Origin of the sequence: Rhizobium sp. RSm-3 (assembly GCF_001854685.1) — a bacterium.
Lineage (GTDB): Bacteria > Pseudomonadota > Alphaproteobacteria > Rhizobiales > Rhizobiaceae > Rhizobium > Rhizobium ecuadorense.
Genome location: NZ_MAWZ01000013.1, coordinates 345,243 through 370,978, shown reverse-complemented (window position 1 = coordinate 370,978; position 25,736 = coordinate 345,243). Strand labels below are relative to the sequence as shown.

General features: G+C 63.0%; 25 protein-coding genes. 9 read left to right on the top strand and 16 right to left on the bottom strand.

The window, feature by feature from the left end; translation table 11 throughout:
• Positions 1–276: 276 nt before the first annotated feature.
• A complete protein-coding gene (gene leuA / locus BBJ66_RS15005) occupies positions 277–2,010 on the top strand; it encodes a 2-isopropylmalate synthase (protein ID WP_071088136.1) in 1,734 nt (577 codons plus the stop codon).
• Between the two features lie 10 nt (positions 2,011–2,020).
• Here the strand turns inward: leuA and BBJ66_RS15000 are convergent, their stop codons facing one another.
• Positions 2,021–2,512: a winged helix-turn-helix transcriptional regulator gene (locus tag BBJ66_RS15000; RefSeq protein ID WP_071087957.1), complete on the bottom strand. Its 492-nt coding sequence runs from the start codon at positions 2,510–2,512 to the stop codon at positions 2,021–2,023.
• Here BBJ66_RS15000 and BBJ66_RS14995 point away from each other — a divergent pair.
• Positions 2,511–3,491 (top strand): quinone oxidoreductase family protein, encoded by a 981-nt coding sequence (locus tag BBJ66_RS14995; RefSeq protein WP_071087955.1) that lies wholly within the window; start codon positions 2,511–2,513, stop codon positions 3,489–3,491. The two genes, BBJ66_RS15000 and BBJ66_RS14995, sit on opposite strands and share 2 nt — an antisense overlap.
• Positions 3,492–3,637: 146 nt before the next feature.
• Here BBJ66_RS14995 and BBJ66_RS14990 read toward each other — a convergent pair whose 3' ends face one another.
• The 4 genes from BBJ66_RS14990 to BBJ66_RS14975 all read right to left on the bottom strand — a co-directional run bounded on the left by BBJ66_RS14990 (position 3,638) and on the right by BBJ66_RS14975 (position 6,807).
• Positions 3,638–4,480, bottom strand: coding sequence for an anti-sigma factor family protein (locus tag BBJ66_RS14990; RefSeq protein WP_071087953.1), 843 nt, complete (start codon positions 4,478–4,480; stop codon positions 3,638–3,640).
• Position 4,481: 1 nt separating this feature from the next.
• A complete protein-coding gene (locus tag BBJ66_RS14985) occupies positions 4,482–4,991 on the bottom strand; it encodes an RNA polymerase sigma factor (protein ID WP_071087951.1) in 510 nt (169 codons plus the stop codon).
• A gap of 187 nt (positions 4,992–5,178) precedes the next feature.
• On the bottom strand, positions 5,179–5,739 hold the full coding sequence (locus BBJ66_RS14980) for a tetratricopeptide repeat protein (protein ID WP_071087949.1): 561 nt from the start codon (positions 5,737–5,739) through the stop codon (positions 5,179–5,181).
• A 159-nt stretch (positions 5,740–5,898) separates the two neighbouring features.
• Positions 5,899–6,807, bottom strand: coding sequence for a metallophosphoesterase family protein (locus BBJ66_RS14975; RefSeq protein WP_071087948.1), 909 nt, complete (start codon positions 6,805–6,807; stop codon positions 5,899–5,901).
• A 70-nt stretch (positions 6,808–6,877) separates the two neighbouring features.
• On the opposite strand from BBJ66_RS14975, the gene BBJ66_RS14970 reads away from it, so the two are divergent.
• On the top strand, positions 6,878–7,357 hold the full coding sequence (locus BBJ66_RS14970; protein ID WP_071087946.1) for an NUDIX domain-containing protein: 480 nt from the start codon (positions 6,878–6,880) through the stop codon (positions 7,355–7,357).
• Positions 7,358–7,399: 42 nt separating this feature from the next.
• Here BBJ66_RS14970 and BBJ66_RS14965 read toward each other — a convergent pair whose 3' ends face one another.
• Positions 7,400–8,410: a glutathione S-transferase family protein gene (locus BBJ66_RS14965; protein WP_071087944.1), complete on the bottom strand. Its 1,011-nt coding sequence runs from the start codon at positions 8,408–8,410 to the stop codon at positions 7,400–7,402.
• 226 nt (positions 8,411–8,636) lie between these two features.
• Between BBJ66_RS14965 and BBJ66_RS14960 the strand changes: the two genes are divergently transcribed.
• Positions 8,637–9,200: a GNAT family N-acetyltransferase gene (locus BBJ66_RS14960; protein ID WP_082336918.1), complete on the top strand. Its 564-nt coding sequence runs from the start codon at positions 8,637–8,639 to the stop codon at positions 9,198–9,200.
• Here BBJ66_RS14960 and BBJ66_RS14955 read toward each other — a convergent pair whose 3' ends face one another.
• The 5 genes from BBJ66_RS14955 to BBJ66_RS14935 are packed head-to-tail and all read right to left on the bottom strand — an operon-like array spanning position 9,201 to position 16,447.
• The gene (locus BBJ66_RS14955) at positions 9,201–9,617 is read right to left on the bottom strand and encodes a GNAT family N-acetyltransferase (protein ID WP_071088134.1); all 417 of its coding nucleotides are present in this window, start codon (positions 9,615–9,617) and stop codon (positions 9,201–9,203) included.
• A 4-nt stretch (positions 9,618–9,621) separates the two neighbouring features.
• Positions 9,622–11,691, bottom strand: coding sequence for a hypothetical protein (locus tag BBJ66_RS14950; protein WP_071087943.1), 2,070 nt, complete (start codon positions 11,689–11,691; stop codon positions 9,622–9,624).
• A 1-nt stretch (position 11,692) separates the two neighbouring features.
• Positions 11,693–14,506 (bottom strand): DUF4159 domain-containing protein, encoded by a 2,814-nt coding sequence (locus BBJ66_RS14945; RefSeq protein WP_071087941.1) that lies wholly within the window; start codon positions 14,504–14,506, stop codon positions 11,693–11,695.
• Complete coding sequence (locus BBJ66_RS14940) at positions 14,503–15,423, bottom strand: DUF58 domain-containing protein (protein ID WP_049736170.1); 921 nt, start codon at positions 15,421–15,423, stop codon at positions 14,503–14,505. Before BBJ66_RS14940 ends, BBJ66_RS14945 begins: the two co-directional genes overlap by 4 nt.
• 13 nt (positions 15,424–15,436) lie before the next feature.
• A complete protein-coding gene (locus BBJ66_RS14935) occupies positions 15,437–16,447 on the bottom strand; it encodes an AAA family ATPase (protein ID WP_049736171.1) in 1,011 nt (336 codons plus the stop codon).
• Between the two features lie 158 nt (positions 16,448–16,605).
• Here BBJ66_RS14935 and BBJ66_RS14930 point away from each other — a divergent pair, with 158 nt between their 5' ends.
• Genes BBJ66_RS14930 through BBJ66_RS14920 form a run of 3 tightly spaced genes read left to right on the top strand, consistent with a single transcriptional unit; the run spans position 16,606 to position 19,126 of the window.
• Positions 16,606–17,229 carry a DUF1285 domain-containing protein gene (locus BBJ66_RS14930; RefSeq protein WP_071087940.1) on the top strand — a complete coding sequence of 208 codons (624 nt, stop codon included), beginning with the start codon at positions 16,606–16,608 and terminating at the stop codon, positions 17,227–17,229.
• A complete protein-coding gene (locus BBJ66_RS14925; RefSeq protein WP_049736173.1) occupies positions 17,226–17,876 on the top strand; it encodes a CoA pyrophosphatase in 651 nt (216 codons plus the stop codon). Before BBJ66_RS14930 ends, BBJ66_RS14925 begins: the two co-directional genes overlap by 4 nt.
• Positions 17,873–19,126 carry a CCA tRNA nucleotidyltransferase gene (locus BBJ66_RS14920; RefSeq protein ID WP_071087938.1) on the top strand — a complete coding sequence of 418 codons (1,254 nt, stop codon included), beginning with the start codon at positions 17,873–17,875 and terminating at the stop codon, positions 19,124–19,126. The genes BBJ66_RS14925 and BBJ66_RS14920 overlap by 4 nt, the downstream gene beginning before the upstream one ends.
• Here the strand turns inward: BBJ66_RS14920 and BBJ66_RS14915 are convergent, their stop codons facing one another.
• From BBJ66_RS14915 to hemF, 3 genes are all read right to left on the bottom strand, one after another.
• On the bottom strand, positions 19,127–19,312 hold the full coding sequence (locus BBJ66_RS14915) for a DUF1059 domain-containing protein (protein ID WP_003565542.1): 186 nt from the start codon (positions 19,310–19,312) through the stop codon (positions 19,127–19,129).
• 114 nt (positions 19,313–19,426) lie between these two features.
• The gene (locus tag BBJ66_RS14910; protein WP_049736175.1) at positions 19,427–19,696 is read right to left on the bottom strand and encodes a hypothetical protein; all 270 of its coding nucleotides are present in this window, start codon (positions 19,694–19,696) and stop codon (positions 19,427–19,429) included.
• A gap of 103 nt (positions 19,697–19,799) precedes the next feature.
• Positions 19,800–20,711 carry an oxygen-dependent coproporphyrinogen oxidase gene (gene hemF / locus BBJ66_RS14905; protein ID WP_071087936.1) on the bottom strand — a complete coding sequence of 304 codons (912 nt, stop codon included), beginning with the start codon at positions 20,709–20,711 and terminating at the stop codon, positions 19,800–19,802.
• Between the two features lie 180 nt (positions 20,712–20,891).
• Between hemF and BBJ66_RS14900 the strand changes: the two genes are divergently transcribed.
• The gene (locus tag BBJ66_RS14900; RefSeq protein WP_003565536.1) at positions 20,892–21,152 is read left to right on the top strand and encodes a hypothetical protein; all 261 of its coding nucleotides are present in this window, start codon (positions 20,892–20,894) and stop codon (positions 21,150–21,152) included.
• A gap of 3 nt (positions 21,153–21,155) precedes the next feature.
• Here BBJ66_RS14900 and BBJ66_RS14895 read toward each other — a convergent pair whose 3' ends face one another.
• Together BBJ66_RS14895 and BBJ66_RS14890 are read right to left on the bottom strand one after the other, a co-directional pair.
• On the bottom strand, positions 21,156–22,802 hold the full coding sequence (locus BBJ66_RS14895) for a Na/Pi cotransporter family protein (RefSeq protein WP_071087934.1): 1,647 nt from the start codon (positions 22,800–22,802) through the stop codon (positions 21,156–21,158).
• Positions 22,803–23,016: 214 nt separating this feature from the next.
• Positions 23,017–23,478 (bottom strand): tRNA (cytidine(34)-2'-O)-methyltransferase, encoded by a 462-nt coding sequence (locus BBJ66_RS14890; RefSeq protein WP_071087932.1) that lies wholly within the window; start codon positions 23,476–23,478, stop codon positions 23,017–23,019.
• A 385-nt stretch (positions 23,479–23,863) separates the two neighbouring features.
• Here BBJ66_RS14890 and BBJ66_RS14885 point away from each other — a divergent pair, with 385 nt between their 5' ends.
• Positions 23,864–25,720, top strand: coding sequence for an ABC transporter ATP-binding protein (locus BBJ66_RS14885; RefSeq protein ID WP_071087929.1), 1,857 nt, complete (start codon positions 23,864–23,866; stop codon positions 25,718–25,720).
• Positions 25,721–25,736 lie beyond the last annotated feature (16 nt).

The following is a 25,736-nucleotide window of genomic DNA, read 5'->3' as shown; positions in this document are numbered from 1 at the left end:
GACCACAGGCGCCAGAATTTCCGACACGATTGCACGCGGCCGCATCGCCCTGCGTGACAATACGCGCGCCCTGACCTCGCTTCTTCTCCTCGGCCTTACGCGCGGTTGCCGGGTCCTTTGAGGAGCGCCCGGCGGCCGAAAGCCCGCCCGGCCATCGCTCCTCGCGACTCACTTTCAAAATTGACCGAACGACCGACAAGGTCCGCATTTGTTTATCGCCAAGCCTGACACGATCGGCTAAGAGCGGAGCAAATGCCGGGACGAGGAGACGATATGATGAACGCAAAGACGCAATTCTCCGAGGGAAAAACGGCCTCCGCCAAAGGCATGCCTGACGCTGCCGTGAAATATCGGGCCTATCCACAGGTGAACATTCCCGACCGCACCTGGCCGACGAAGACCATCACCAAGGCTCCGGTCTGGTGCTCGGTCGACCTGCGCGACGGAAACCAGGCACTGGTCGATCCGATGGGCCATGACCGCAAGGCGCGCATGTTCCAGCTGCTGCTGGAGATGGGCTTCAAGGAGATCGAGATCGGTTTCCCCTCCGCTTCGCAGACCGATTTCGATTTCGCCCGCTGGTGCGTAGAGGAGGGCAACGTGCCCGCCGACGTCTCTCTGCAGGTGCTGGTGCAGTGCCGCCCGGAACTGATCACCCGCACCTTCGAAGCACTGGAAGGCGCAAACCGGCCGATTGTGCATTTCTACAACTCGACCAGCGAGCTGCAGCGCCGCGTCGTTTTCGCCAAGGATGTGCAGGGCATCAAGCAGATCGCTGTCGATGCCGCCAAGATGATAACCGACATGGCCGTCAAGGCAGGCGGCGGCTACCGTTTCGAATATTCCCCCGAGAGCTTTACAGGCACGGAACTCGAAGTGGCGCTGGAAATCTGCAATGGCGTCATTGAGGTGGTCAAGCCGACGCCCGATAACAAGCTGATCATCAATCTGCCGTCCACCGTCGAGATGGCGACGCCGAACGTCTATGCCGACCAGATCGAGTGGATGTGCCGCAATCTCGACAATCGCGAGAACCTGATCATCTCGCTGCATCCGCATAACGACCGTGGCACCGGCATCGCCGCTGCCGAACTGGCCTTGCTGGCAGGTGCCGACCGCGTCGAAGGCACGCTCTTCGGCAATGGCGAGCGCACCGGCAATGTCGACATGGTGACGATGGCGCTGAACATGTTCACGCAAGGCGTCGATCCCGAGATCGACTGCTCCAATATCGAGCGCATCAAGGAAGTGTTCGAATATTCCAACCAGATGGCTATCGGCGAACGTCATCCTTACGTCGGCGAGCTGGTCTATACGGCTTTCTCCGGTTCGCATCAGGATGCGATCAACAAGGGTATGAAGGCTGCCCAGGTCGCCAACCACCCCGTCTGGGAAGTGCCGTATCTGCCGATCGATCCGCGTGACGTCGGCCGTTCCTACGAGGCGATCATCCGCATCAACTCGCAGTCCGGCAAGGGCGGAATCGCCTATATCCTGCAGCAGGATTACGGGCTGAACCTGCCGCGCAACTTGCAGGTGGAATTCCGCGAGGATATCCAGCGCATTACCGACGTCGAGGGCAAGGAGCTTCCGTCAAAGCGGATCTACGACCGTTTCATCGAGCGCTACGTGACGCAGCCCGATGGACGCCTCAAGTTCGCCGACCACCACACCTATCCCGATACTGAGCACAAGGGCCAGCGGATCGTGGCGGCCGAGATTACCGACAATGGCGAGATCAAGCGCATCGAAGGGCGCGGCAACGGCCCGATCGACGGCTTCATCAACGCGCTGTCGCATTATCTCGGCATCGAGATGTCGGTTGAGGACTATTCCGAGCATTCGCTGCAGCACGGCTCGAACGCGGCGGCGATCTCCTATGTCGAGACCTCCTATCCCGGCGGCAAGCTCTTCGGCGCCGGCATCAATACCAACATCGTCGCGGCCTCGCTGGAAGCGATCGTCTCGGCCGCCAACCGCGTGCTCGAGGTGAAGGCCGGCAAGGCCTGATCGAATTGGGTCAGGCCGCGACCGCGCTGGTGTGGCGCGGCCTGATGATGCAGTCGGCGATCATGCCGGCTTCGTCATTCGCCTCGGCATGGCGCTGGCCCCAACGGCAGAGCGCCAGCAGCACCGGCTCGAGTTCGAGGCCGAGTTCGGTCGCGCTGTATTCCACACGGGACGGGACTTCTGCAAAGACCTGGCGGGTGACCAGCCTGTGCTCTTCCATCTCACGCAGCTGCTGGATCAGCACCTTTTGGGTGATCGCAGGCATCATGCGCTTCAGCTCGGAAAGACGCTTCGGGCCGGAGAAGACATAGTAGAGGATGACGGGTTTCCAGCGCCCTGAAATCACCTTCAGCGCGCGCTCGACCGGCAATTCCGGCAGTCTTTTCATCGGTTCGGCCATGGTCACCTCCTGGTGGGTAGGGCACGAAAGAGTATGTATTCTTGCTTCCCATCCTATTGCTAAACCTGCCCCACGCCAATCAAACGTGAGGTTCCCTGTCATGAAAGCCATTCAGTTCACTCGCTTCGGTGCGCCGGATGTTCTCGAACTTGTGGAGCTGCCGGTTCCGGAGTTCAAGCGTGATGAGGTGCTGGTCCGTGTCCATGCTGCGGGCGTCAACTTCTTCGAGGTGCTGATGCGGGCCGATCGTTATGCCGTGACGCCGGAGCTGCCGATGTTTCCCGGCGTCGAAATTGCCGGTGTGGTCGAACGGGCGGGGCCGGACGCCGACGCATCGCTGGTCGGCGCACGCGTGGCGGTTCCTCTCTTCGCGGTCGGGCGCGGCGCGGGTTATGCGGAATTCGTCGCGGTCGACGGCGGATCGGTGGTGCGGCTGCCGGATGCGATCTCTTTCGGGGCGGCTGTCGGATTGATGGTGCAGGGGCTGACGGCGCTGCATCTGACGCGCCGCAGCCTTCCGAAAGGCAAAAGCGTACTCGTCAGTGCCGCAGCCGGCGGCGTTGGCTCGCTGCTTCTGCAATTGGCAAGGCGCAACGGGGCCGAGATGGTGATCGCGGCAGCGAGCGGCGAGGAGAAGGGGGCGCTTGCCCTGTCGCTCGGCGCCGATCATGCCGTCGATTATACCGCGCCTGGCTGGCAGGAAGATGTCAGGAGGCATAGCGGCGGGCGCGGAGCGGATATTATCTACGAAACTGTCGGTGGTGCGTCCTCAAAGGCTGCGGTCGATGCGCTGGCGCCTTGCGGCGAGCTGGTTCTGGCGGCGATGGGGAGGTTCGGACTCAAAGCGGAGGAGATCGAGCGGATGCTCGGCGACAACCAATCGATCAAGGGGTTTTCGCTGTTGCCGCTGCTGACGCCGCCCCACAGGCTTCGGGAGGATCTCGGCGAGCTTTTCGATCTTGCGGCAACGGGCCGGCTGACGGTCGTCGAAGGTAGTCGCTTCCCGCTGCACGAGGCGGCGGAAGCCCATCGCACCATCGAGGAGCGAAGAGCTGTGGGCAAGGTGGTGCTGGTGCCTTAAATCGAAAAAGGCGGATGCGACGCGGCTCCGCCTTCTCGCATTTTAAAGCGCGTCGCATCAAACTTGATTCATGCGACGCGCTTTAGCTCTTTGTTCTTACGCATGTCGTTGCCGCAAAACCGCTGCACACTTTTGCGCGACATGCTTTAGATCGCCGTGGCGATCTTCATGGCGAGCTGGCCGAGGGTCGCTTCGGCGGAGGGGCCGGCAAGCACATAGGAGGTGCCGGCATTGTGCCAGGTCACGAGGCCGATCTCGTCCTTGATTGTTTCCTTGAAGTCGTCGGTCTCCGGTGGCTGCGCGTCCTTGCGGAAGCAGATGGAGATGACGTCGCCGTCGGCGTTGGAATAAACGAGCTGGCCGACAGGGCGGCTGTCGCCGAGGATGACGCGCGCGCCCTGGAAGGTCCAGGCTTCGGCGCTGAGGTCGGGCACGCGGAAGGGCACGCCGATCGCCGTCGTGAGCCAGCTGGAGATTTCCTCGGCCTGCGAGGCCGGCACTTCGACGAGATGACGAGGCTGGCGGATCAGCAGGCGCTGATAGGCGGTGACGTCGCCCAGCCAGTCGCTGGTATTGGCCGGCGCCGTCGCGGTGGTCGTGCTGGCGATTTCGTCGGCATCCGGGCTGGTGCCGACGAAATAGCCGATGCCGCAACCGACGACGAAGAGGATAAGAGCGGCGGCCAGCGCCTGCGGGCCGCTCGGGGCCAGCTTCACCGGCGGGCGCGTGGCGCGCTGGGCGATCGGCGTCTTCGGCGGCTGCGTGCTCTTGATCGAGCGGACGAGGGCGAGCGGCACCGGCTCCTTCAGGATGTCGTCGAGGCGGTGGCGGCCGAAATCGGCGCCGTGGCGAAGCTTCTCGTGCAGCCGGCGCGCATTCTCGTCGGTTGCCAGGCGCTGCTCCAGCTCGTGGCGCTGTTCGGGCGAGACCTCGCCATCGAGAAGGGCGGTGAGCTGGGCTTCGAGCGGCAATTTCCTAAGATCGAGCAATTCAGTACCTGTGGATCGGGTGAGTGCTGGCGAGCCCGGCAAAATGCAGCCTTGCGGTCGCGAGCTGTGAGACGACATTTGCCACCGGCGTGCCCATGATGTCGGCCGCCTGCTGATAGCTGTGGCCTTCGACGTCGACGAGCAGGAACATGCTGGAAAGACCTTCCGGCATATCGGCGATCATGTGATGGATTGCGTCGGGATCAACTGCGGTCGAGCGTTCGCGCGCGGCTTCGCGAATATCGGTGACATTGCCGCGGAGAGAGGCCTTGGGCTTGCGCTTGCGGCTGTCGTCGGTCCATTGCTGGCGGGCAAGCGTGTAAATCCAGCTTTCCAGCCGGCCTTCACCGCTCCATTGATGGCCCTTGGCGATGGCGCGCTGACAGACCGCCTGGACGAGTTCGTCGGCCAGAGCAGCCTCACCCGCGAGCGTGATCGCGAAGCGGCGAAGGCGGGGCAGAAGGCCGACGAGATCACGCCGGAGATCGATGGTCGTTGCGGGTTGACGCATTGTTTATCCAAGAAGCATTCACAATGGTTTCGCGGACGAAGGGTTCGCCGTCGGGCGCGAAACCGGCTTTATCGACGCCGACGATGCATGTGCTTTATGAAACAAGTCTCCTGCACTTCGCAAGCATCCGGCCGTCTTCATCCCCTTTTCTCAAGGGATTTTCGTATTGTAGACCACAAAACTTGCGTCAATATGTCTTGTAGCCATTCAAGCTTTGCAGCAGAGCGCGATAGGCCCACGTGCCTTCGCCGCCGCGATCGCGGATTTCCACGAGCTGCACGCGGGCGCCTTGGATATCTCCCTGTTCCACCAGCGCCATGCCCATGTAGGAGCGGGCGAGGATGTAGTTCTCATCCGCCTGCAGCGCCTTGCGGTAGTAGGACATGCCGAGCTCCATGCGGCCGGCCTTGCGGTTGGCGTAGCCGAGGTAGTTTAGGATGCGCGGGTCGTTCTGGTTGCGGGCGAGATTGAGCACGGTGATGGCATTGTCATACTGGCCGGCATAGGCAAACTCGCGGGCGAACTTGTAAAGATCGTCGTCGTTGAAGCTGCTCTTCTTCGGATTAACGCATTCCTTCTTGGCCTTGTCCCAGACCTTGCCGCCGGTGCAGGTCTTGGTCGTTTCGGTCTTCGGCGGCGGATTGGTGTTATCGTTGCTGTCGCCGACCGCGAAAGCGGCGGTGGCGATGCCGAAGGCAAAGCCTGCGGCGAGCGAAAGTCTGGACAGGTGACGGAAAGAAGACGTCATTGGCGGGGCTCCGTTCTGAGGCGATGCAGTTGGCCGGATTGTACGCCTACCGCTAAAAATACCAAGAGGGTAAGCGGCCGCCATGGCAATTGTTGCGGCGATGGCCCGACCTCCTCTCAGGTCGGGTCAAGTGCTGGATAAAAGAGTCCGGAGCCGGCGCTAACGCGCGAAAATATCAACGCTTTCCGCCATCACCGCGTCGCCGGACCGGTTGACGCTGAAGCGCTCGCCGCTGAGCTCCCAGGCGCCGGGAGAGCCGTCGATGGAGAAGAGGTTGTAGGCGCCGGGCGGCTTGATGCTGCCAGGTCCCTGCGAGGCTGAGGCGATGCCGACGACGGGCACCGGCTGCACCTGGCCGCGCAGCCAGTGCAGCGTGTTCAGGTGTGTGTGTCCGTGCAGCACGAGCTCGGCGCCGCCGGTCGAAATTACCGCGGCGAAGCGGCGGATGCCGATCATCCGCTTGTAGAAGGTCGTGGCGCCGCGGATCGGCGGATGATGGATCATGACGACCCTGAAGAGGCCGGCTTCGCCGGCCGCCCGCAACATGTTGACGGTATCGCGCGCCTGGCGCGCGCCGAAAAAGCCGGAGGCGGCAAAGGGAGGGGTGGCGACCGCCGTCGAGCAGCCGACGATTGCGACTTTGCCGCGGACGCGCAGATAGGGAAAGATGTGGCGATCTTCCTGCCATTGCGGTGGGGAGAGATCGCCGCGGACATACTCGTACCAGGCGCGCATCGATTTCTCGTAGGCACCGGGCACATAGGCGTCATGATTGCCGGGAACGACGGAGGTGTCGGCGGGATCGCCGAGCGCGCGCAGCCAGGCGGCGGCGGCGCGGATCTCAATGCCGCTCGCCAGATTGACGAGATCGCCGGTGACGGCCAGATGATCCGCCTGATGGGCGCGGATGTCATCGAGCAACAGATCCAGCGTGCTGCCGAAAAGGTGCTTGCGTCGATTTCGATGCCAGTTCACAAAGCCCGTTATGCGTTTTGAAAACAGCTCCTGGATGGAAAGACGGGGCAGCGGCCCGAGGTGGACGTCGGAAATATGCGCGAGCTTGAACATGCTACGAGACATAGACCAGCTTATTGACAAATCAAACACATCCGGTGCGATGAAGGGCTGAAACGGAACGATGGTGGATAAAGAAAAGCGGCCTCTTCATATCAGGACGGCCCTGCGCCTTCTGCATGTCTATTTCTCCTTCGCCCGCGGCATGACGATGGGCGTCAGGGCCGCCTGCTTCGATGCGGAGGGGCGGATTTTTCTGGTGCGCCACAGCTATATCGGCGGCTGGCATATGCCGGGCGGCGGGCTGGAGCGCAACGAGACGGTCGAAGAAGCGCTGGCCAAGGAATTGCGGGAGGAGGGCAACCTCAGGATCCTCGGCAAGCCGCAATTGGTTCAGGTCTATTTCAACACCACGACCACAAGCCGGGACCATGTCGTGTTCTACCGGGCGAGTGTCGAGCAGACGGCGCCGCGCCCGCCCGATTGGGAGATCTCCGACAGCGGCTTCTTTCCGCTCGACAGCCTGCCCGAGGGCACGACCGAGGCGACGCATCGCCGCCTGGCCGAGCTTCGTGGCGAGCAGGAGCCCGACCACCGCTGGTGAGGGCTGCGCAGTTTTTTAGGCCGCGGCAAGCAATTTAAAGTTCTACAGCGTCCTTTGCGCGTCTGAGAAGACGCGCGGCCCTGTAGCACGGCCATGCGGGCTGTCGAGATCGAGCGCCGGGCCGACGGGAACGATGCCCGTCGGGTTGATCGTCTTGTGGCTGCGGTAATAGTGCTGCTTGATGTGCGTGAGGTTCACCGTTTCGGCAACGCCTGCGGTCTGGTAGAGGTCGCGCAAATATCCAGGCAGGTTGCGGTAGTCGGATATCCGGCGGATGTTGCACTTGAAATGGCCGACATAGACGGGATCGAAGCGCACCAGCGTCGTGAACAGGCGCCAGTCGGCCTCGGTCTGGCGGTTGCCCAGGAGATAGCGGCCCCTGTCCAAGCGTTCATCGAGCATGTCGAGCGTTTCGAACAGCTTACCGACATTTTCCTCATAGGCTTCCTGGGTAGTGGCAAAGCCCGCCTTGTAGACGCCGTTGTTGACAGTGTCGTAGACGATGGCGTTCAGCGCATCGATTTCGGCGCGGAGATCTTCGGGATAAAAATCGGCCTTTGCGCCGGTCAGCGCGTCGAAGGCGCTGTTGAACATGCGGATGATCTCGGCGGATTCGTTGCTGACGATCGTGCCGGTTTTCTTGTCCCAGAGGACGGGAACGGTGACGCGGCCGGAATAGTGCGGATCGGCCTTCACGTAAATCTGCCAGAGGGTGGTGGCGCCGAAGAGCTGGTCGCCGGTGGCGCCATCGCCGACCTTGAATTCCCAGCCGTTGTCGAGCATCAGCGGGTCGACGACGGAGACCGAGATAAAATCCTCCAGCTTTTTCAGCTTGCGGAAGATCAGCGTGCGGTGCGCCCAGGGGCAGGCAAGCGAGACATAGAGATGGTAACGCCCGGCCTCGGCCTTGAAACCGCCGCTGCCGGAAGGGCCGGCCTCACCGTCCGATGTCACCCAGTTGCGGAACTGCGAAGGCTGCCGCTTGAACTGGCCCTTGCTCTCCTTCGTGTCGTACCACACATCGTGCCAGACGCCGTCCACCAGCATTCCCATGATCTTCATTCCTTTGGTTGCGTGTCGGGACCTGATTTAGCTGAGATAGCGAGGCTTTGCAGGCGGTAAAGGTTGAACAGTGTGTCGCGCCGTTCCGGCACTGCATGGTCCCGGTGCCGTCATGTGCATTTTGCGTTGGACGGCGGAAATTTTTCCTGCTATCGGCCTTCACACGATTTTAGGATCCCTGCGTGATGTTCATTTCCAGAAACCCGCGACGACGCTGATGCTCCCGAACGCCGAAGGCGTGTTCGAGACCCATCAATCTGTCCATCCGGTTTCTGTCATCATGTACAAGCACGATCTCGTCTACCTCACCGAAGACGCGTCCCACGACGCCGCCATCGAACACATCAACGAAGAAGCCTTCGGTCCGGGCCGCTTCACGCGGGCGGCGGCTCGCATCCGCGAGCAGGGGCCGCACGACCTGTCTCTCTCCTTCATCTGCGCCGACGACGGCGAGACGATCGCTTCGGTGCGCATGACGCCGGTGCTGGCCGGCACGGTAAAAGGCCATCTGCTCGGCCCGCTTGCCGTCCGGCCCTCGCACAAGAATATAGGCATCGGCCGGGAGCTGGTGCGGATCGCAGTGGAGGCGGCAAGACGCAAGGGTTCGGAAGCCGTCATCCTCGTCGGCGATCCGCCCTATTACGGCCCGCTCGGCTTCGAGAAAGTCGCCTATAACGCGCTTTCCTTCCCGGGGCCGGTCGATCCCGGCCGCGTGCTCGTCGTTCCGATCGCCGAGGGCGTGCACGAGCGGCTGAAGGGCATCATCGCCTGGCACGGATGATTAGAGGTTTTTCCGGAGGAAGCTGCGCGTGCGGCCCTCCGGGAAATCCTCGAGTTCCCCAAAGACCTCATAACCCTGGCGCAGATAGGCGCTGAGAGCCTGCGGGCTGAAGGTGTCGATCCAGGCGCCGCGGCAGCCGCGCGCCCTGGCCTCTTCTTCCGCCTTTGCGAGGATCCTGCCGGCGAGGCCGGTGCCGCGCAGCGTGTCGGGAATATAGATCATCTGGGTGAAGAGCCAGCCCCAGGCAGTAAAACCAGACAGGCCGCCGGTCACCTTGCCGTCGGTGTCGCGGATGAGAACGGCGAGCGGCCGGCGGTCGGCGGGGCCGACATCAGCGGCGTTGAAGGCCGAGAGCGCATCGGTGATCGCCGCCAGTTCCTCCGGTGAGGGCGAGGCGGTCAGCTCGAATTCCGGCATGCGATTATCGCCCTTCACGCCACCACATGGTTCCGAAGGCAAGCAGCAGGATGCCGACGCCGGCAAAGCCGGCAAAGAGCGGCAGCGTGTTGATACCCTTCAAGACCGTTTCGCTGGTCATGCGGATCATCATGCGATCGTTATCGGCGACGCGGACCTGGCCGCGCACCGGCAGGATCGGCGGCACGGTGATCCTGCCGCTTTCGTTGGCGACGCGGGTGACGAGACCCTTGCTTCTGTCGGCCACCGGCTTCAGCACATCGGTCGTCGAGATCATCGCCTTGAACTCCGGCGCGTCGACGGCACCGATATGGACGAGCGTCGACAGCTTGCCGTTGTGGATTTCGAAGAGACCGATCTCGTCCATCCTTTTCTCGGCCTTGTAGAGCCCGGGTTCGGTCTGGGTGAGCGGCAGGGTTTCGGTCTTGCCCGAGGGATAACGCACGGTGGCGTTGCCGGGATTGTCGCCGATCGTCTGGCGCGTGACTTCAAGCGTCCGGCCGGAGGCGCGCGCCGTCAGCGCCTCTTCCTCGAGCGCCGGCTCCTTCATCAGCCAATGGGCGATGCGGCGATAGAGCGATACGTTCGGACCGCCGCCTTCGAAGCCGCGCGCCCAGAGCCAGCCCTGATCGGAAAGCAGCATGGCGACCCGGCCCTGGCCAGCGCGGTTCAGCACCAGCAGCGGGTGGTTGTCGGCGCCCAGCATGATCGTCTCACCCTGCGGCCGGTCGACATCGACGCTGCGGAACCAACGGCCCCAATGCGGCGGATCCTCGCCCGAGCCGTCGAGGCCGCGGGTGACGGGATGTTTGCGGCCTTCCTCGGAGAGGCGCGGGTAGAAAGCCTTTTCGATCATCTCCCCGGTGGGGGTTGCCGGCAGCACCGAGGAAAGCGGTGTCAGTGCGATGGAATCGGGGCCGGCATGCTCGGGACCGGCGGCGATCAGCAGCGCGCCGCCATTGTCGACATATTGGGCGATGTAATCGTAATAGAGCAGTGGCAGTACGCCGCGGTGCTGGTAGCGGTCGAAGATGATCAGGTCGAAATCCTTGATCTTGTCGACGAAGAGCTCGCGGGTCGGGAAGGCGATCAGCGACAGCTCGTTGATCGGCGTGCCATCCTGCTTTTCCGGCGGCCGCAGGATGGTGAAATGGACAAGATCGACCGAGGCATCGGATTTCAAAAGGTTGCGCCAGGCGCGTTCGCCGGCATGCGGCTCGCCGGAGACGAGCAGGACGCGGAGATTCTGGCGGATGCCGTCGATGACGTGAACGGCGCGGTTGTTGGCGGTGGTGACTTCGCCCGGAAGTGTGGCGACCGAGAATTCGAGCACGTTGCTGCCGCCGGCCGGCACATTGAAGGAGAAGGGCGTGTCCTGGCCGGGCGTCGCCTGCAGGGTGGCGATCTCGTCTCCGTTCAGCTTCACGGTGACATTGGCGGTGCCGCCGGGGCTCGGGCCGTCGTCGAAGACGCGCAGAACGACCTGCTGCTCCTCGTTGACGATGCCGAAGCGCGGCCCCTTGATGACTTCGATGCGGCGATCGAATTCATTGGCCTTGCCGGTGATGAGGCCATGGATCGGCGCATCGAAACCGAGCGCCTGATTGGCGGCCGGAACATCGTGGACTTCACCGTCGGTCAGCATGATGGCGCCGCCGATGCGGGCAGGCGGGACATCGGCGATATTGGCCGACAGCGCGTCGAACAGGCGTGTCGACGGCACGTCGGAATTGGGATCGCCTTCGACATCGACGAAGCGGGGCTCTATCTGGGGGAAGCGGGCGAGCTGTCCCTTCAGGGCCGCCAGCGCATCGTCGGTCGTCTTGACGCGATCGGGCGTCTGCTGGCTCTGGCTTCGATCGACGAGAACCGGGACGATCGTCGACAGCTGATCCCGGTCCTCCTGCAGCAGCACTGGATTGGCAAGGGCGGTCAGCATGGCCAGCGCCGCCAGCGTTCTGATCCAGGCGCCGCGAATGCCACGCCAGATCGCGAAGGCGGCGATGAGGACGCTGACGGCGGCCAGTGCGGCCAGAACTGGCCAGGGCAGGAAGGGCGAAAAGTCGAACGTCATCTCACTGTCCTAACCGTTCGAGAAGGTCGGGAACATGGACCTGGTCGGTCTTGTAGTTGCCGGTCAGCATGTACATCATGATGTTGACGCCGGCACGGTAGGCATATTCGCGCTGCGCTTCATCGGACGGCACGGTCGGAAGCATCGGCACGCCGTTGTCGTCGATTGCCCAGGCGCCGGCGAAATCATTGCCGGTGATCAGAATCGGCGAAACGCCGTCGGCGGTCGCAGCCGATTTTTCGGTCGCTTCGCGGCCGCCCTGCCGAGCCTCGATCCAAAGCGGGCTGCCGGTGTAACGGCCGGGAAAGCTCGACAGGAGATAGAAGGATTTCGTCAGCACGTGATCGGAGGGCACGGGTTCCAGCGGCGGAATATCGAGATTGGCAAGGATTGCCTGCAGCCTCTGGCCGTTGGCGCTGACATTGCCGCCATTGTCCAATGCGCTGATCTGATCGCGTGTGTCGAAAAGCACGGTGCCGCCATTGCGCATATAGGCGTCGATGCGGCTGATCGCCGCCGCCGACGGCATCGGCGCCGTTGCCGAAACCGGCCAGTAGATGATCGGATAGAAGGCGAGCTCGTCTTTGGTTAGGTCGATGCCGACGGGCGGCGCCGGCTCCAGGGTCGTGCGAAACGTCAGGAACTGGGTGAGGCCCTCGAGGCCGCGCTCGGATATCTCGTCCACTTCCCGTTCCCCGGTGACGACATAGGCGAGGTGCGTGTTGTCGAGCCTCTGCAAGATCAAGTCGTCGCCGGGCTGGGAGTCGTTGGCGTGAAGCGTGCCGGGCTGCATGAGAAAGCCGGCACTGAGCGCAACGGCGATCATCGCCGCTGTACGGGCAGCCGGGCGCAATCGTGAGAATGCGCCGTTCATGAAGAGGACGACCAGGCTATCGGCCAGCAGCAGCAGAAAGGCCGCGAGAAAAAGCGCGGGCTTTGCCGACCAGCTTTCGCCGCCGATCAGGCCTTCGCGCACGGCATTGGTCCCGGCTGTGTCGAGCGGCGTCAGTTCGGCGTCCTCAGGCAGTACGTTCAGGGAGGTGAAACCGTCTTCCGAACCGTAAAGCCCGGGTGGGTTGTCGAAATTCGCCGTCGGTTCGGCTCCGGCCTGTGGAATGAGGGGCCGCGCCGAACCTGTCTCGGAGACGAGCGTGCCCTTGGCCGTCAGCATACGGAATGGCGGCAGGGTTTCGGAGACACGCGCATTACCGCGCGCCTCCGGTGTCACGCCGCCGGAGCGCGATATCTGCAGGAGGTGGCGCAGCATGTCGACGAAAGTGCCGGAGATCGGCAGATCGGACCAAGTCGCTTCCGCCGTGACGTGAAACAGGACGATCTGCCCGGATGCGAGCTGTTTCATCGTCACGAGCGGCGTGCCGTCAGCCAGGCTCGCCCAAGTGCGTTCGGCCAGATCGGGCGTCGGTTCGGCCAGCACCTGCCGCTTGACGACGACATCGGCGGGGCGCGCTATGCCAGCGAAAGGCCCGAAACCCGGAAATTCGGCCAGCGACTGCGGCTCGCTCCAGGACAATGTGCCGCCCAGCGCCCGTTCTCCCTGGCGCAGGATAACGGGGATCAGCGGATCGTCCGCAGGGGCCGCGGCCATGCGCGGACCGGCGAAACGCAACAGCATACCGCCATTCGATATCCAGCGTGTCAGCGGTTCGTAGGTTTCTTCAGGCAGACGGCCGATATCGGCCATGATGATGATGGAGGGATTGCTGGCGAGCAGTTTCGGTATGGCGACCGAAAGATCGGAATCGCTGGGCTGGATCAGGTCCGCATAGGGTTGCAGCGCTCGCTGAATATAATAGAGCGGCGAGAGCAGCGGCTGGAACTCATCCCCGCCTTCACCCGACAGGAGGACGACGCGGCGGCGCTTGAATGCGTCGTCGAGAAGATGGACGGCGCCGGCCGTTGCGCCGTTATCGACGCTGACGCGGGCGAAATCGTTGCGCATCTCGAAGGGCGCGGTGATCGAACTCGTCGCAACGCTCTGGCCGGGTCGGAAATTCACCCTGCCGTTGGCAATCGAGCGGCCCTGGGTATCGACGGCGTTGAGCGCCACGGATGCGGCACGCGAAGTGTTGAGCCGTGTGACCTTGACGGTCATGGCGTCAGCCGCATTGTTGGCCGCGGTGATGGCGACCGTGCGGTCGGCATCACCCTCGATAAGGCGGAGATCGGCGGGCTGAAGTTCTGCGAGCCGTTGCACCGTCGCGTCTTCTGATTTGGCGGCGACGCCGTCGGTCAAAAAGGCGAGGGTGCCGGGCTTGATGCCGTTCAGCGCGGCGCGCAGCGCCTGGAAGGCGCGCTCACGGTCCGGCACCAGCGGTCGCGGCTCGGCGGCGCGCAGCTTGTCGCGGGCGGCAGCGGCGGTGCCAGGAACGGCGTTGTTGCTCGGATCGGCAGTGAAGGCGATCGACACCGGCGTGCCGGCGGATTCCGCATCGTCTATCAACGCATCGGCTGTCTGGATGCGGCGCTCCCAGTCGGGTGCCGCCGCCCAGCTGTTGTCGACGAAGAGGACGAGCGGACCGCCGGATGCCAGCGAACTGGTGCGCGGGTTGAAGACCGGATCGGCGATCGCAAGAATAACAGTGGCGGCGAGCAGCATGCGCAGCAGCGTCAGCCACCATGGGCTCTGCGCCGGCGTCTCCTCGCGCTTCAAGACGGAGGCGAGGATCTTCAGCGGCGGGAAGACCTCGGTCTTCGGACGCGGCGGCGTCAGCCTGAGCAGCCACCAGATGACCGGCAGGGCGATGAGGGCGCCGAGAATGGCAGGATAGGCGAAAGCGAAGGGAAGGGCGTTCACAGCTGCCCTCCATGCGTTGCCTTGGCCGGCATGCCGGACAAATACATGTGCACCGCGACCAGCGCCTCCGAGGCGAGATGATCGGTGCGGTGCGTCGCAAAGGTCCAGCCGAGATGGCGCAGCGATTGGCCGAGGCTCTCCCTGCGGGCGAGGTAGGCGTTGCGATAGGCCTCGCGAATGTGTTCGGCGCGGCCGGAGATAAGCCTGGCGCCGCTCTCCGGATCGGTGAATTCGGTGCGGCCGCTGTAGGGGAATATTTCCTCGGCGGGATCCGATATTTCGACCACATGGCCGCGCAGGCCGCGGCGGGCGAGCGGGCCGAGGCGTTCCATGATCGCCGGCGCATCATCGAGGAAATCGCCGATGAGGACCAGGTCGCTCCAGCCGCGGATCATTCCTGTTTCCGGCAGGCCGCCGGTCAGCGGCGTGTGCATGAGCGCGGCCGCAAGGCGCTCGGCGGCATTGCGGGTGGAGGCGGGTTCCATGATGCCCGGGCAGCCGATGCGCTCGCCGGAACGGGCGAGGATTTCGGCCAGCGCCAGCATGACGACCAGCGCGCGGCTTTCCTTGGAGACGCTGCCATAACTCGACTTGTACATCATCGAGGGCGACATGTCGCACCAGAGCCAGATCGTGTGGGCCGCCTCCCATTCGCGCTCGCGCACATAGGTATGGTCGTCGCGGGCGGAACGGCGCCAATCGATGCGCGACAGGCTTTCGCCCTCGGCATAGGGACGGAACTGCCAGAAATTTTCGCCGATGCCGCGTTTGCGGCGGCCATGCCAGCCGGCGATCACCGTGTTGGCGATGCGCTTGGCTTCCACCAGGCAATCCGGTACCAGGGCGGCCCGCTGCCTGGCGCGGGAAAGGGCATCGCTGCCTGACGTCGGATTGACGATCTGTCCGATAGATGCCACGCGTCCGGCTTCCTTATCCCTTTGCCTGCTTGACCAGTCCGGCAATGACATCGCGCACCGACATGCCTTCGGCGCGGGCAGCGAAAGTCAGCGCCATACGGTGCTGGAGAATGGGTTCGGCGAGCGCGAAGATATCGTCGAGCGACGGCGCCAGGCGGCCTTCGTAGAGCGCCCGGGCGCGGGCGCAGAGCATCATCGCCTGGCCGGCGCGGGGACCGGGACCCCAGGCGACGTTCTTGTCGGTCGAGGCATTGCCCTGGCCGGGACGGGCGGAACGCACCAGCGCCAGGATGGCGTCGACGACCGTGTCGCTCACCGGCATCTGGCGCACCAGGGCCTGAATCTCGATCAGCCGCTGCGCGTCGATGACGGCTACCGGCCGGGTTTCCCCCAAGCCCGTCGTCTCAAGCAGGATCTGGCGTTCGGCGGCGAGTTCGGGATAGTTGACGTCGACCTGCAGCAGGAAGCGGTCGAGCTGAGCTTCGGGCAGGGGATAGGTGCCTTCCTGCTCGAGCGGGTTCTGGGTGGCGAGCACGTGGAAGGGCGCCGGCAGATCATAGCGCTGGCCGGCGATGGTGATGTGATATTCCTGCATGGCTTGCAGAAGCGCCGACTGGGTTCGCGGCGAGGCGCGGTTGATTTCGTCGGCCATCAGCAGTTGGGCGAAAACAGGGCCCTTGACGAAGCGGAAAGAGCGGCGTCCACTGTCGTCCTGATCCATCACTTCGGAGCCGAGAATATCCGAGGGCATCAGGTCCGGCGTGAACTGAATGCGGTTGGCGGCAAGGCCGAGCACTTCGCCGAGCGTCGTCACCAGTCTGGTCTTGGCAAGGCCAGGGACGCCGACGAGCAGAGCATGACCACCGGACAGCACGGCGAGAATGGTGTTCTCGACGACGCTTTCCTGACCGAAGATCACCTTCGAGACTTCTGTGCGGATGGCGGCGATATCGGAGAGCGCCTTTTCGGCAGCGGCGACGATCGCCTTTTCATCGAGGCTGGCTTCGGTCTTCATCATACCCACGGGCATCTCCAACGGCTGAAATCATTCGGCAGCGAATCGGCGGACTTATACATCTGCCTCATACTCGATAGAGTTATGGAGATGCGACGGGCTGACAAGTTCGTTGCGAATGACTATCTCGTGACTTCACTTCGTTAAGGACAAACCGGGACGGAAGAATGGCAGCCGAGGAAATCAGCGGACAGGCGGATGCGGCGGGACTTGCCGCCATGATTTCGCGCGCGTCTGACGAAAGCGGCGGAAAAAAACGCGGTTTACCGCCGGTCGAGCGGTGGAATCCGCCTTTCTGCGGCGATATCGACATGGAGATCAGAGCCGACGGCACGTGGTTCTATATGGGCACGCCGATCGGCCGGCCGGCGCTGGTGCGGCTGTTTTCGACGGTTTTGCGCAAGGACGACGACGAGAAGACCTATCTCGTAACTCCTGTGGAAAAGGTCGGGATCAGGGTCGCCGACGCGCCGTTCATTGCCGTGGAGATGAACGTGACGGAGTGGCAGGGCGAACAGGTGCTGACATTTCGCACCAATGTCGGCGATGTCGTGGAGGCGGGAGGAGAGCATCGGCTGCGCTTTGCCATTGCGGACGGCAACGCCGAACTGAAACCCTATCTGCATGTGCGCGGGCGGCTGGAGGCGCTGGTGTCGCGTGCGGTGATGTATGAACTGGTCGCGCTTGGCGAGATCCTCGACGTGGAGGGGCTGGCGATGTTTGCGCTCCGCTCCGCCGGCCAGGTCTTCCCTGTCATGCTGGCCGACGAACTGGATGCTCTTTGCCGATGAATGATGCGATCACCCACCGTTATCCGCTGTTCTCAGCCGCCGAATTCCGCCGCCGCGCCCTCAACCAGAATGGTGGGCCGGTCGACCATGCCTGGCGCGATCACGGCGACCATATCCTCAATCCCGATATCGTCGCCGAGGTCGAGACCTTCAAGCTGCGCGACGCCGCCGTGCTCGTGCCGGTCGTCGACGACGGTGAGGAGGCACATGTGATCTTCACCAAGCGCACGGCAACGCTGCGCAAACATTCCGGGCAGATCGCCTTTCCCGGCGGGTCGATCGATCCATCCGATATCTCACCTGAGATGGCGGCGATCCGCGAGACGGAGGAGGAGATCGGCCTCGCCGGTTCCTTCGTCGAGACCGTTGGGCGGTTGCCGAATTATCTTGCCTCGACCGGCTTCCGCATCACGCCGGTGCTCGGTGTCGTCACGCCGGGGTTCGCGCTGACCCTGAACCCGGCCGAGGTGGCTGACGTCTTCGAGGTGCCGCTGTCATTCCTGATGAACCCTGCCAACCATGCCCGCGACAGGCGTGTCATCGACGGCATCGACCGGCATTTCTACCGTGTGCCCTATGAAACCAGAATGATCTGGGGCATCACCGCCGGCATCGTCCGCACGCTTTACGAAAGGCTTTATGCATGACCGGTCTTGCCGACCAAGCATGGTTCCGCGACCCGGCTCTCGGCCGGATTCTTCCGCTTCTCAATACCGATGGCGGAGAAGGGCGGGTGGTCGGCGGCGCGGTGCGCAACAGCCTGATGGGCCTGCCGGTCAGCGATATCGACATCGCCACGACGCTGACGCCGGAGATCGTCATGGAGCGCGCGGCGGCGGCCGGCATCAAGGCGGTACCGACAGGCCTGCAGCACGGCACGGTGACGCTCGTCATCGACGGCAAGCCCTTCGAGGTGACGACGCTTCGCACCGACGTCGAGACCGACGGGCGCCACGCGAAGGTCGCTTTCAGCACCGATTGGAAGGCCGATGCCGAGCGGCGGGATCTGACGATCAACGCGCTTTATGCCGATGCCAAGGGCGAGGTAGTGGATCTGGTCGGCGGGCTTGCCGATATCGAGAGGCGCAACATCCGCTTCATCGGTGACGCGGCAAAGCGCATCGCCGAAGATCATCTGCGCATCCTGCGCTTCTTCCGCTTCTTTGCCTATTACGGTTCCGGGCGGCCGGATGCGGAGGGGCTGAAGGCGTGTTCGGCGGCGCGTTCGAAGCTGAAGACGCTGTCGGCGGAACGCGTCTGGTCGGAACTGCGGAAGCTCTTGAGTGCTGCCGATCCCGGCCGGGCGCTGCTGTGGATGCGGCAGGTGGCGGTGCTGACGGAAATCCTGCCGGAATCGGAACGATGGGGGATCGATGCGATCCCTTCGCTGGTCGCCACCGAAAAGGCGCTCGGCTGGACGCCCGATCCGCTGCTGCGGCTTGCGGCGATCGTGCCGCCCGATGCGGTGCGGCTGGAAGCGCTGGCAGCCCGCCTCAAGCTCTCGAATGCGGAAGCGGCCACCCTCAGGGCCTGGGCAATGGCCGCACCTGTTAATGACGACATGTCGTCGTCGGCCTTCGAACGGCTGCTCTACCGCAACGGCGCCGACGGCATCACGACGCGGCTGAAGCTGGCGCTCGGCGTGGCGCGTGGCAAGGCTGAAGCGGATTTCGACGAAATGGCGCGGTCGGCGCGGCTCACCAAGCTCCTGGATCAGGCCGCAAACTGGAAGAAGCCGCAATTTCCGCTAAACGGCGGCGATGTGATGTCTGCGGGAATCGCCTCAGGCCCGCGCGTCGGCGAACTGCTTGCCGGCCTGGAAAACCAGTGGGTAGAGGAAAATTTCGTTTCCGACCGGGCGGCACTGCTCGCCCGGCTACAAGAACGACTGCAATAATCAGGCGGCGTTGACCTCGTCGCGGATGCGAGCCTTGATATTATCCACCATGTTCTCACGGATCGTGGTTTCGCCGTGAGCATTTTTCAGATGTTCGACGGCGCGGCGGACCACCTCGGCGTCGCTATCCGCCCGTGTATGCCAAGCGCAGCCCGGGACGAGAGTGCCGCATTCGAAAAGTCGCATGGTCTTCTCCTCTGTTCGAAACACAAAGACGATCGCGATCTGACGCGATTTATGAATGTGCGGGGGGAGGGAAGGTTCCGGCCGGCATCCATATGCCGGCCGGTAAAGGCCGTGTCAGTCGGGCATCGCCCAGGCTTTGTAGGCATCCGAAAGCTGGCCGGGCATGTTGCTGTTGGCGGCCGCTGCTTCATTCTGCAGCTGTTCCGGCGACTTTCCTCCGGCCAGCTGCAGCTTGACCTGCTCGATGAAGCAGGACAGCGGCAGATCCGAGCCGCTCTTGGCCCGCAGTTTCTCGGCGATGCGCGTCAGAAACTCGGATGTGTCGATCGTACGAGATGTTTCCTGGGCATCCGTGGACGCGGGCGAACCACTTTGTATCGTCATGACAATCCTCCTCCGATTGTTACGCACATACATATAAAGTTAGGACGCGCTTAATTTTCGTGAAGGTCAATCAACTCGAATTTATCGACGAGATATCACAGTCTCATGGCCAGCGGACGACAGGAGGCAAGGACGAAAGAATGGATTCAACGTTGCCGCCGGTCTTCAGGCCGAAGATCGTGCCGCGATCATACAGCAGATTGAATTCGACGTAGCGGCCCCGGCGGATCAATTGTTCGTCACGGTCGGCCTCTGTCCACAGCTTATTGAAGTTGGAGCGGACAATCTTCGGATAGACCATGGCAAAGGCCCGGCCGACATCGCGGGTGAAGGCGAAATCGGCGTCCCAGCCGCCGGCCTCCTCGCTCGAATGCAGCCAGTCATAGAAGATGCCGCCAATGCCGCGGGCCTCGTTGCGATGCTTCAGGAAGAAATATTCGTCGCACCAGGCTTTGTAGGCAGCGTAATCGGCGACGGCATGATTACGGCAGGCGATCTCCATCGCCTTGTGGAAGAGCTGGCTGTCCTCGTCCTCTTGGGTGCGCCGGCGCGACAGCACCGGCGTCAGGTCGGCGCCGCCGCCGAACCAGCGGCTCGTGGTGACGACCATGCGGGTGTTCATATGTACAGCCGGAACATTCGGATTGACGGGATGGGCTATCAAGGAGATGCCCGAGGCCCAGAAACGCGGATCGTCCTTGGCGCCCGGTATCTGCGCCCGGAAGTCCGGGGAGAATTCGCCATGGACGGTGGACGTGTGGACGCCGACCTTCTCGAAGACCCGGCCCTCCATCATCGACATGCGGCCACCGCCGCCGGCGCCGTTTTCGCGCGACCAGTCCTTGGCGGTGAATCGGCCGGGCTCCTGATCGGAGAGCGGGCCTTCCAGCTCGTCTTCGAGGGCTTCAAAAGAGGCGCAGATCGTATCGCGCAGTCCTTCGAACCAGCTGCGGGCGGCAGCCTTCTTCTCTTCGATATCCTCAGGCAAGCCGATCGGCAGTTCCGGTCTTTCCATGTCACGCCTCCGGCGGTCGGCATCCGTTTAGGGGTGCGACTCGCTCATTCCTCGTTGCCGGCCACGTCTAGCAGGTGGCGCCGCTTCTCGCCAAGCCAAGGGCAACGCTGCCCGGCGTTTCCAAGATTCGACTCGCAAATCAAGTATTTCGATACTACCTTTTCCGAAGAGGTAGGTTTGATGAAAAAAGTTCCAGGACCTCCGTCCTTCGACGGCCTGAAGCGCAGGATAGCAAGACATCGGGCGGAAACGTCCTCCCGCCGGAAAGACCATTTCGTGCGTGAGACATATTGCCTCGGCCTCCTCGACGCACGCGCCAAAGCGCGCGAATGGTTCGACGAATATCCGAAGGCGGCCTACTGGACAGAGGTGGAAAGCTGGCGCCAGCTCGACGGCGACCAGATCGAATTCACGATGCGCCGCCTGCCTTCGGCCGATTGACCGTCACTCCGCCGCGGGTCGTACGCGGCTTTCGATCAGCAGACCGCTCTCATCCATGATCGGATGCGCCACCGAGACGATGTGGGCGTTGATACGCTTCAGGTCGCGCAGCATGTCGAGATGCAGCGAACTCGTCTGCAGGCTGTCGGCGCGGCCGTCGCGCAGGCGTTCGAGATGGCGCTCGGCCGACTGCTTCTCCATCCGGCGCACCTCGACCTTTACCTCCATCATCTGCCGCGCGAGATTGAAATCGCGGGTGACGAAGATCGTCTGGGCGACGCGCAGATTGTCGATCGTCAGATCGAACAGCTTGCGCAGTTCCTGATGGCCGTCGTCGGAAAATTTCAGGCCGAGCGAGATCTTCTTCGCCACCTGTTCCCGCAAGCCTTTCTCGATGATGTCGCCCATATGTTCGAGATTAATCGCGTAGTCGATGACGACGATCGAGCGGCGGGCGTTCTCGTCGGTGAGACCCTCGCGGCCGAGCTTCGAGAGATAGACCTTCACTGCCTGCTGCAGCCGGTCGACGCGCTCTTCGAGAGCCGGGATTTCGGCAAGCTTGCCGGCATCATTCTGCTCGAAGGCTTCGGAGACCCTGACCAGCATGCGCTCGATGAGGTCGCCGACGCCGAGCACTTCGCGGGTGGCGCTGGTCAGGGCAATGACGGGTGTCGAAAGCTCCTGCGTGTCGAGATATTTCGGGGCGTTGTCAGGCTCGGCCTGATCCGGCACCAGCCGGGCCATCAGGGTGGCGAGCGGCCGGGAGAATGGCCAGGCGAGGGCTGCCAGCAGAAGATTGAAGGCGAGATGCGCATCGACCGGCAGCTTGGCCGGACCGAAGGGCAGCATCTGGATGAGTTCGGCGCCATAGCCCGCCAGCGGCAGGGCGATGAAGCAGCCGAGCGCGCGCACCGCGAGGTTGCCGAGAGTGACGCGCCGCGCCGAAACCGGGCCGGACAATGTCGCAATGACAGGCGGGATCGCGCCGCCGAGATTGGCGCCGAGCACGAGAACGATGACAAGTTCGGCCGAAACCAGACCCGCCGAGGCGAGCGACAGGATTAGCACCACCACAGCCAGGCTCGAGGAGGAGAGGAAGGCAAGAGCTGCCGAGAAGAGCAGCGCCACGGGCAGCGCCCCGTCCAGAAGGCCGATAAATGCGGCGAGAGCCGGGGAGGCGCGCATCGGTTCCGTCGCGAGGCCGAGCAGATGCAGCGACAGCAGCATCAGACCGATGCCGATCAGTGCCGCGCCGCCGCCCTGGCGGGTGCTGGAGCGGCCGCGGTAAAGCACGATGCCGGCCAGGATCAGCAACGGAGAGAGCCATTCGATGCCGGTGGCGACGATCCAGGCGGTGATCGCCGTGCCGACATTGGCGCCGAGCAGGACGATCTGCGCCATGCGCGGCTTGATCAGGTCACGTTCGACGAAGGATGCGGTCATCAGCGCGGTTGCCGTCGAACTCTGCAGCGCGATGGTCGCCCCCAGTCCCGACAGGAAGGAACGGAAACCGCCGCGCGTGCCGCTCGCCAGACCTGTTCTCAGCCGTGCGCCGAAGGCCCTGGACACGCCGTCCTTCACCTGCGCAAGGCCGAACAGCAGCAAAGCCACGGCGCCGAACAGGTTGATCATGATGACTGTGGAATCCATTTTCTTGCTTTTATTCTTCTTTCATCTGTCTTGAGAGGTGTAGGCTTGGGTGTAGCCTACCAAACTGTTGAAATTATGGAGGCTATACGATATGTTTGTTTGCTCGGCTAATAAATATAGACCGATTTGGCGCGGATTGACAACGTCATTTTCCGACACGGTCCGGAGCTGATCGGCTATTTCGCCGACGCCGGTGCCGGTCAAGCCCAGACGGTCAACTCCAGACGGTCTGGCGCATCGCCTCGCCGACGATCATCGCGGCCGAAACGGCGATGTTGATCGAACGCTGGCCCTCGACCATCGGGATCAGGATGCGGGCATCCGCCTTCTCATGCACATGATCCGGCACGCCTGCGCTTTCGCGGCCGAAAAGCAGGATGTCGCTGGGGTGGAAGGCAAAATCGGTGTAGCGGTCGGCCGCCTTGGTCGAGGCTAGGATCAGGCGGCGGCCGGTCGTGGCGCGCCACGCCTCGAAGCGATCCCAGTTGACATGGCGGGTCAGCGCAGCGGCGGCGATATAGTCCATGCCCGAGCGTTTCAGGTTGCGGTCGGAAACGTCGAAGCCGGCCGGTTCGATCAGATCGACCGCAAAGGCGAGGCAGGCGGCAAGTCGCAGGATCGTGCCGGTATTGCCCGGAATATCCGGCTGGTAGAGTGCCAATCTGAGGTCCGTCATCGCGCCGCTTATTTTCGTTGGGACGCGTGAGACCTAAAGCAACTGCCTTTTCGCCGCAACAGGGCGCGTTTTGGCCCGGAAACATTCAGTTTACGCCATTATGGGGCTGGAAATTTCGCAATTTTCGCGTTATCCATGCACAACTTCAATCGCCAGCAGGGAGGGCCGTCATGAATATTTTGCTCGCTATGCGCTTTCCCGCCGTGATGCCGATTAAGGCGACGCGCCGCCGCTAGGGCGCATTTCTTCCCTGAATCTCCCTTTTTGATCCATTGTGCGGCTGCTTCAGCCTCGCCCCTTGAACGTTCGGTTCCCATATGTGCATGCAGTGCGCCGGGATGGCGCGAAGCCGGGAGCCGAAACGCTGACGTTTCGGAGCAATTTCATGTTTGGCTGGTTCGAACAGCGACTCAATCCCTTTCCGAGCGAGGAGCCCATCGCTCCGCCGAAGGGTCTGTTTGCCTTTTGCTGGCACTACAGCAAACCGGCAGCGCCCTGGCTCGGCCTGATGGCCGTGCTGACGGCGCTGATCGCCGTCGGCGAAGTGGCGCTCTTCCAGTTCCTCGGCGATATCGTCGACTGGTTGACCAATGCCGACCGCGCCACCTTCCTTGAGACGGAAGGCCACAAGCTGTTCTGGATGGCGGCGCTGGTGCTGATCGGCCTGCCGCTGACGGCCGGCCTCGATTCCCTCATCATGCACCAGATGCTGCTCGGCAATTATCCGATGAGCGCCCGCTGGCAGATGCATCGCTTCCTGCTGCGCCACAGCATGACATTCTTCGCCAACGAGTTTGCCGGGCGTGTGGCGACCAAGGTGATGCAGACCTCGCTGGCGGTGCGCGAGACGGTGATGAAGATCCTCGACGTCTTCGTCTATGTCGTGACGTACTTCCTGACGATGATCATCGTCATCGCAGCTGCCGATTGGCGGCTGATGATCCCGATCCTCGTCTGGCTCGCCGTCTATATCAGCATCGTCGCCTATTTCGTGCCGCGGCTTCGCAAGATCGCGGCGGCGCAAGCAGATGCGCGCTCGATGATGACGGGGCGCGTGGTCGACAGCTATACGAATATCGCCACCGTCAAGCTGTTTTCGCATGCCGGCCGCGAGGAGGTCTATGCCAGGGAAGGCATGGACGAGTTCCTGCAGACCGTACACAAGCAGATGCGCAAGGTGACGCTCTTCCACATCAGCGTCTACCTCAACAACTGCATCGCGCTCTTCGTCGTCTCGGGCATGTCGATCTGGTTCTGGCTGAACGGGGCGATCTCGGTCGGTGCGATTGCCATCGCCATCGGTCTTGCTATGCGCGTCAACGGTATGTCGCAATGGATCATGTGGGAAGTCTCGGCGCTGTTCGAGAATATCGGCACGGTCTATGACGGCATGGAGATGATGAGCAAACAGCACGACATCGTCGATAAGCCGGACGCTCCTCCCATGACGGCGAAAAAGGGCGCGATCCACTACGACCGCATCCGCTTCCACTACGGCAAGAGCAAGGGTGTCATCGACAACCTGTCGCTCGACATCAAGGCGGGCGAGAAGGTCGGTCTCGTCGGCCGCTCCGGCGCCGGCAAGACGACGCTGATGAACCTGCTGCTGCGCTTCTACGATCTGGAGGGCGGCCGCATCACCATCGACGGGCAGGACATCGCCGGCGTCTCGCAGGAAAGCCTGCGCTCCCTGGTCGGCGTGGTGACGCAGGACACCTCGCTGCTGCATCGCTCGATCCGCGACAACATCGCCTATGGCCGTCCCGAGGCCTCGGATGCAGAGATCACCGAGGCCGCCAAGCGCGCGAATGCCTGGGAGTTCGTCGAAGGGCTCGTCGACATGCAGGGCCGCCAGGGGCTGGACGCGCAGGTCGGCGAACGCGGCGTCAAGCTGTCCGGCGGCCAGCGGCAGCGCATCGCGATCGCCCGCGTCTTTCTGAAGGACGCGCCGATCCTGGTGCTCGACGAGGCGACTTCGGCGCTCGATTCGGAAGTCGAGGCGGCGATTCAGGAAAACCTCTTCGCCCTGATGGAGGGCAAGACGGTCATCGCGATCGCCCACCGGCTGTCGACGCTGACGGAGATGGACCGGCTGATCGTGCTCGACAAGGGCCGGATCATCGAGGCCGGCTCCCACGGCGAACTGATCGGGAGCGGCGGCATCTACGCCGACCTCTGGAACCGCCAGTCCGGCGGCTTCCTCTCCGATCACGCCGAGGAGGCGGAAGAGGCGGCGGAATGATAGATGGCCCTCCCGG

Coding starts and splice junctions, on each gene's coding strand:
- leuA (WP_071088136.1), top strand. CDS start 277: ATGAACGCAAAGACGCAATTCTCCGAGGGAAAAACGGCCTCCGCCAAA.
- BBJ66_RS14995 (WP_071087955.1), top strand. CDS start 2,511: ATGAAAGCCATTCAGTTCACTCGCTTCGGTGCGCCGGATGTTCTCGAA.
- BBJ66_RS15000 (WP_071087957.1), bottom strand. CDS start 2,512: ATGACAGGGAACCTCACGTTTGATTGGCGTGGGGCAGGTTTAGCAATA.
- BBJ66_RS14985 (WP_071087951.1), bottom strand. CDS start 4,991: ATGCGTCAACCCGCAACGACCATCGATCTCCGGCGTGATCTCGTCGGC.
- BBJ66_RS14980 (WP_071087949.1), bottom strand. CDS start 5,739: ATGACGTCTTCTTTCCGTCACCTGTCCAGACTTTCGCTCGCCGCAGGC.
- BBJ66_RS14975 (WP_071087948.1), bottom strand. CDS start 6,807: ATGTTCAAGCTCGCGCATATTTCCGACGTCCACCTCGGGCCGCTGCCC.
- BBJ66_RS14970 (WP_071087946.1), top strand. CDS start 6,878: ATGGTGGATAAAGAAAAGCGGCCTCTTCATATCAGGACGGCCCTGCGC.
- BBJ66_RS14965 (WP_071087944.1), bottom strand. CDS start 8,410: ATGGGAATGCTGGTGGACGGCGTCTGGCACGATGTGTGGTACGACACG.
- BBJ66_RS14960 (WP_082336918.1), top strand. CDS start 8,637: ATGCTCCCGAACGCCGAAGGCGTGTTCGAGACCCATCAATCTGTCCAT.
- BBJ66_RS14955 (WP_071088134.1), bottom strand. CDS start 9,617: ATGCCGGAATTCGAGCTGACCGCCTCGCCCTCACCGGAGGAACTGGCG.
- BBJ66_RS14950 (WP_071087943.1), bottom strand. CDS start 11,691: ATGACGTTCGACTTTTCGCCCTTCCTGCCCTGGCCAGTTCTGGCCGCA.
- BBJ66_RS14930 (WP_071087940.1), top strand. CDS start 16,606: ATGGCAGCCGAGGAAATCAGCGGACAGGCGGATGCGGCGGGACTTGCC.
- BBJ66_RS14925 (WP_049736173.1), top strand. CDS start 17,226: ATGAATGATGCGATCACCCACCGTTATCCGCTGTTCTCAGCCGCCGAA.
- BBJ66_RS14920 (WP_071087938.1), top strand. CDS start 17,873: ATGACCGGTCTTGCCGACCAAGCATGGTTCCGCGACCCGGCTCTCGGC.
- BBJ66_RS14915 (WP_003565542.1), bottom strand. CDS start 19,312: ATGCGACTTTTCGAATGCGGCACTCTCGTCCCGGGCTGCGCTTGGCAT.
- BBJ66_RS14910 (WP_049736175.1), bottom strand. CDS start 19,696: ATGACGATACAAAGTGGTTCGCCCGCGTCCACGGATGCCCAGGAAACA.
- hemF (WP_071087936.1), bottom strand. CDS start 20,711: ATGGAAAGACCGGAACTGCCGATCGGCTTGCCTGAGGATATCGAAGAG.
- BBJ66_RS14900 (WP_003565536.1), top strand. CDS start 20,892: ATGAAAAAAGTTCCAGGACCTCCGTCCTTCGACGGCCTGAAGCGCAGG.
- BBJ66_RS14895 (WP_071087934.1), bottom strand. CDS start 22,802: ATGGATTCCACAGTCATCATGATCAACCTGTTCGGCGCCGTGGCTTTG.
- BBJ66_RS14890 (WP_071087932.1), bottom strand. CDS start 23,478: ATGACGGACCTCAGATTGGCACTCTACCAGCCGGATATTCCGGGCAAT.
- BBJ66_RS14885 (WP_071087929.1), top strand. CDS start 23,864: ATGTTTGGCTGGTTCGAACAGCGACTCAATCCCTTTCCGAGCGAGGAG.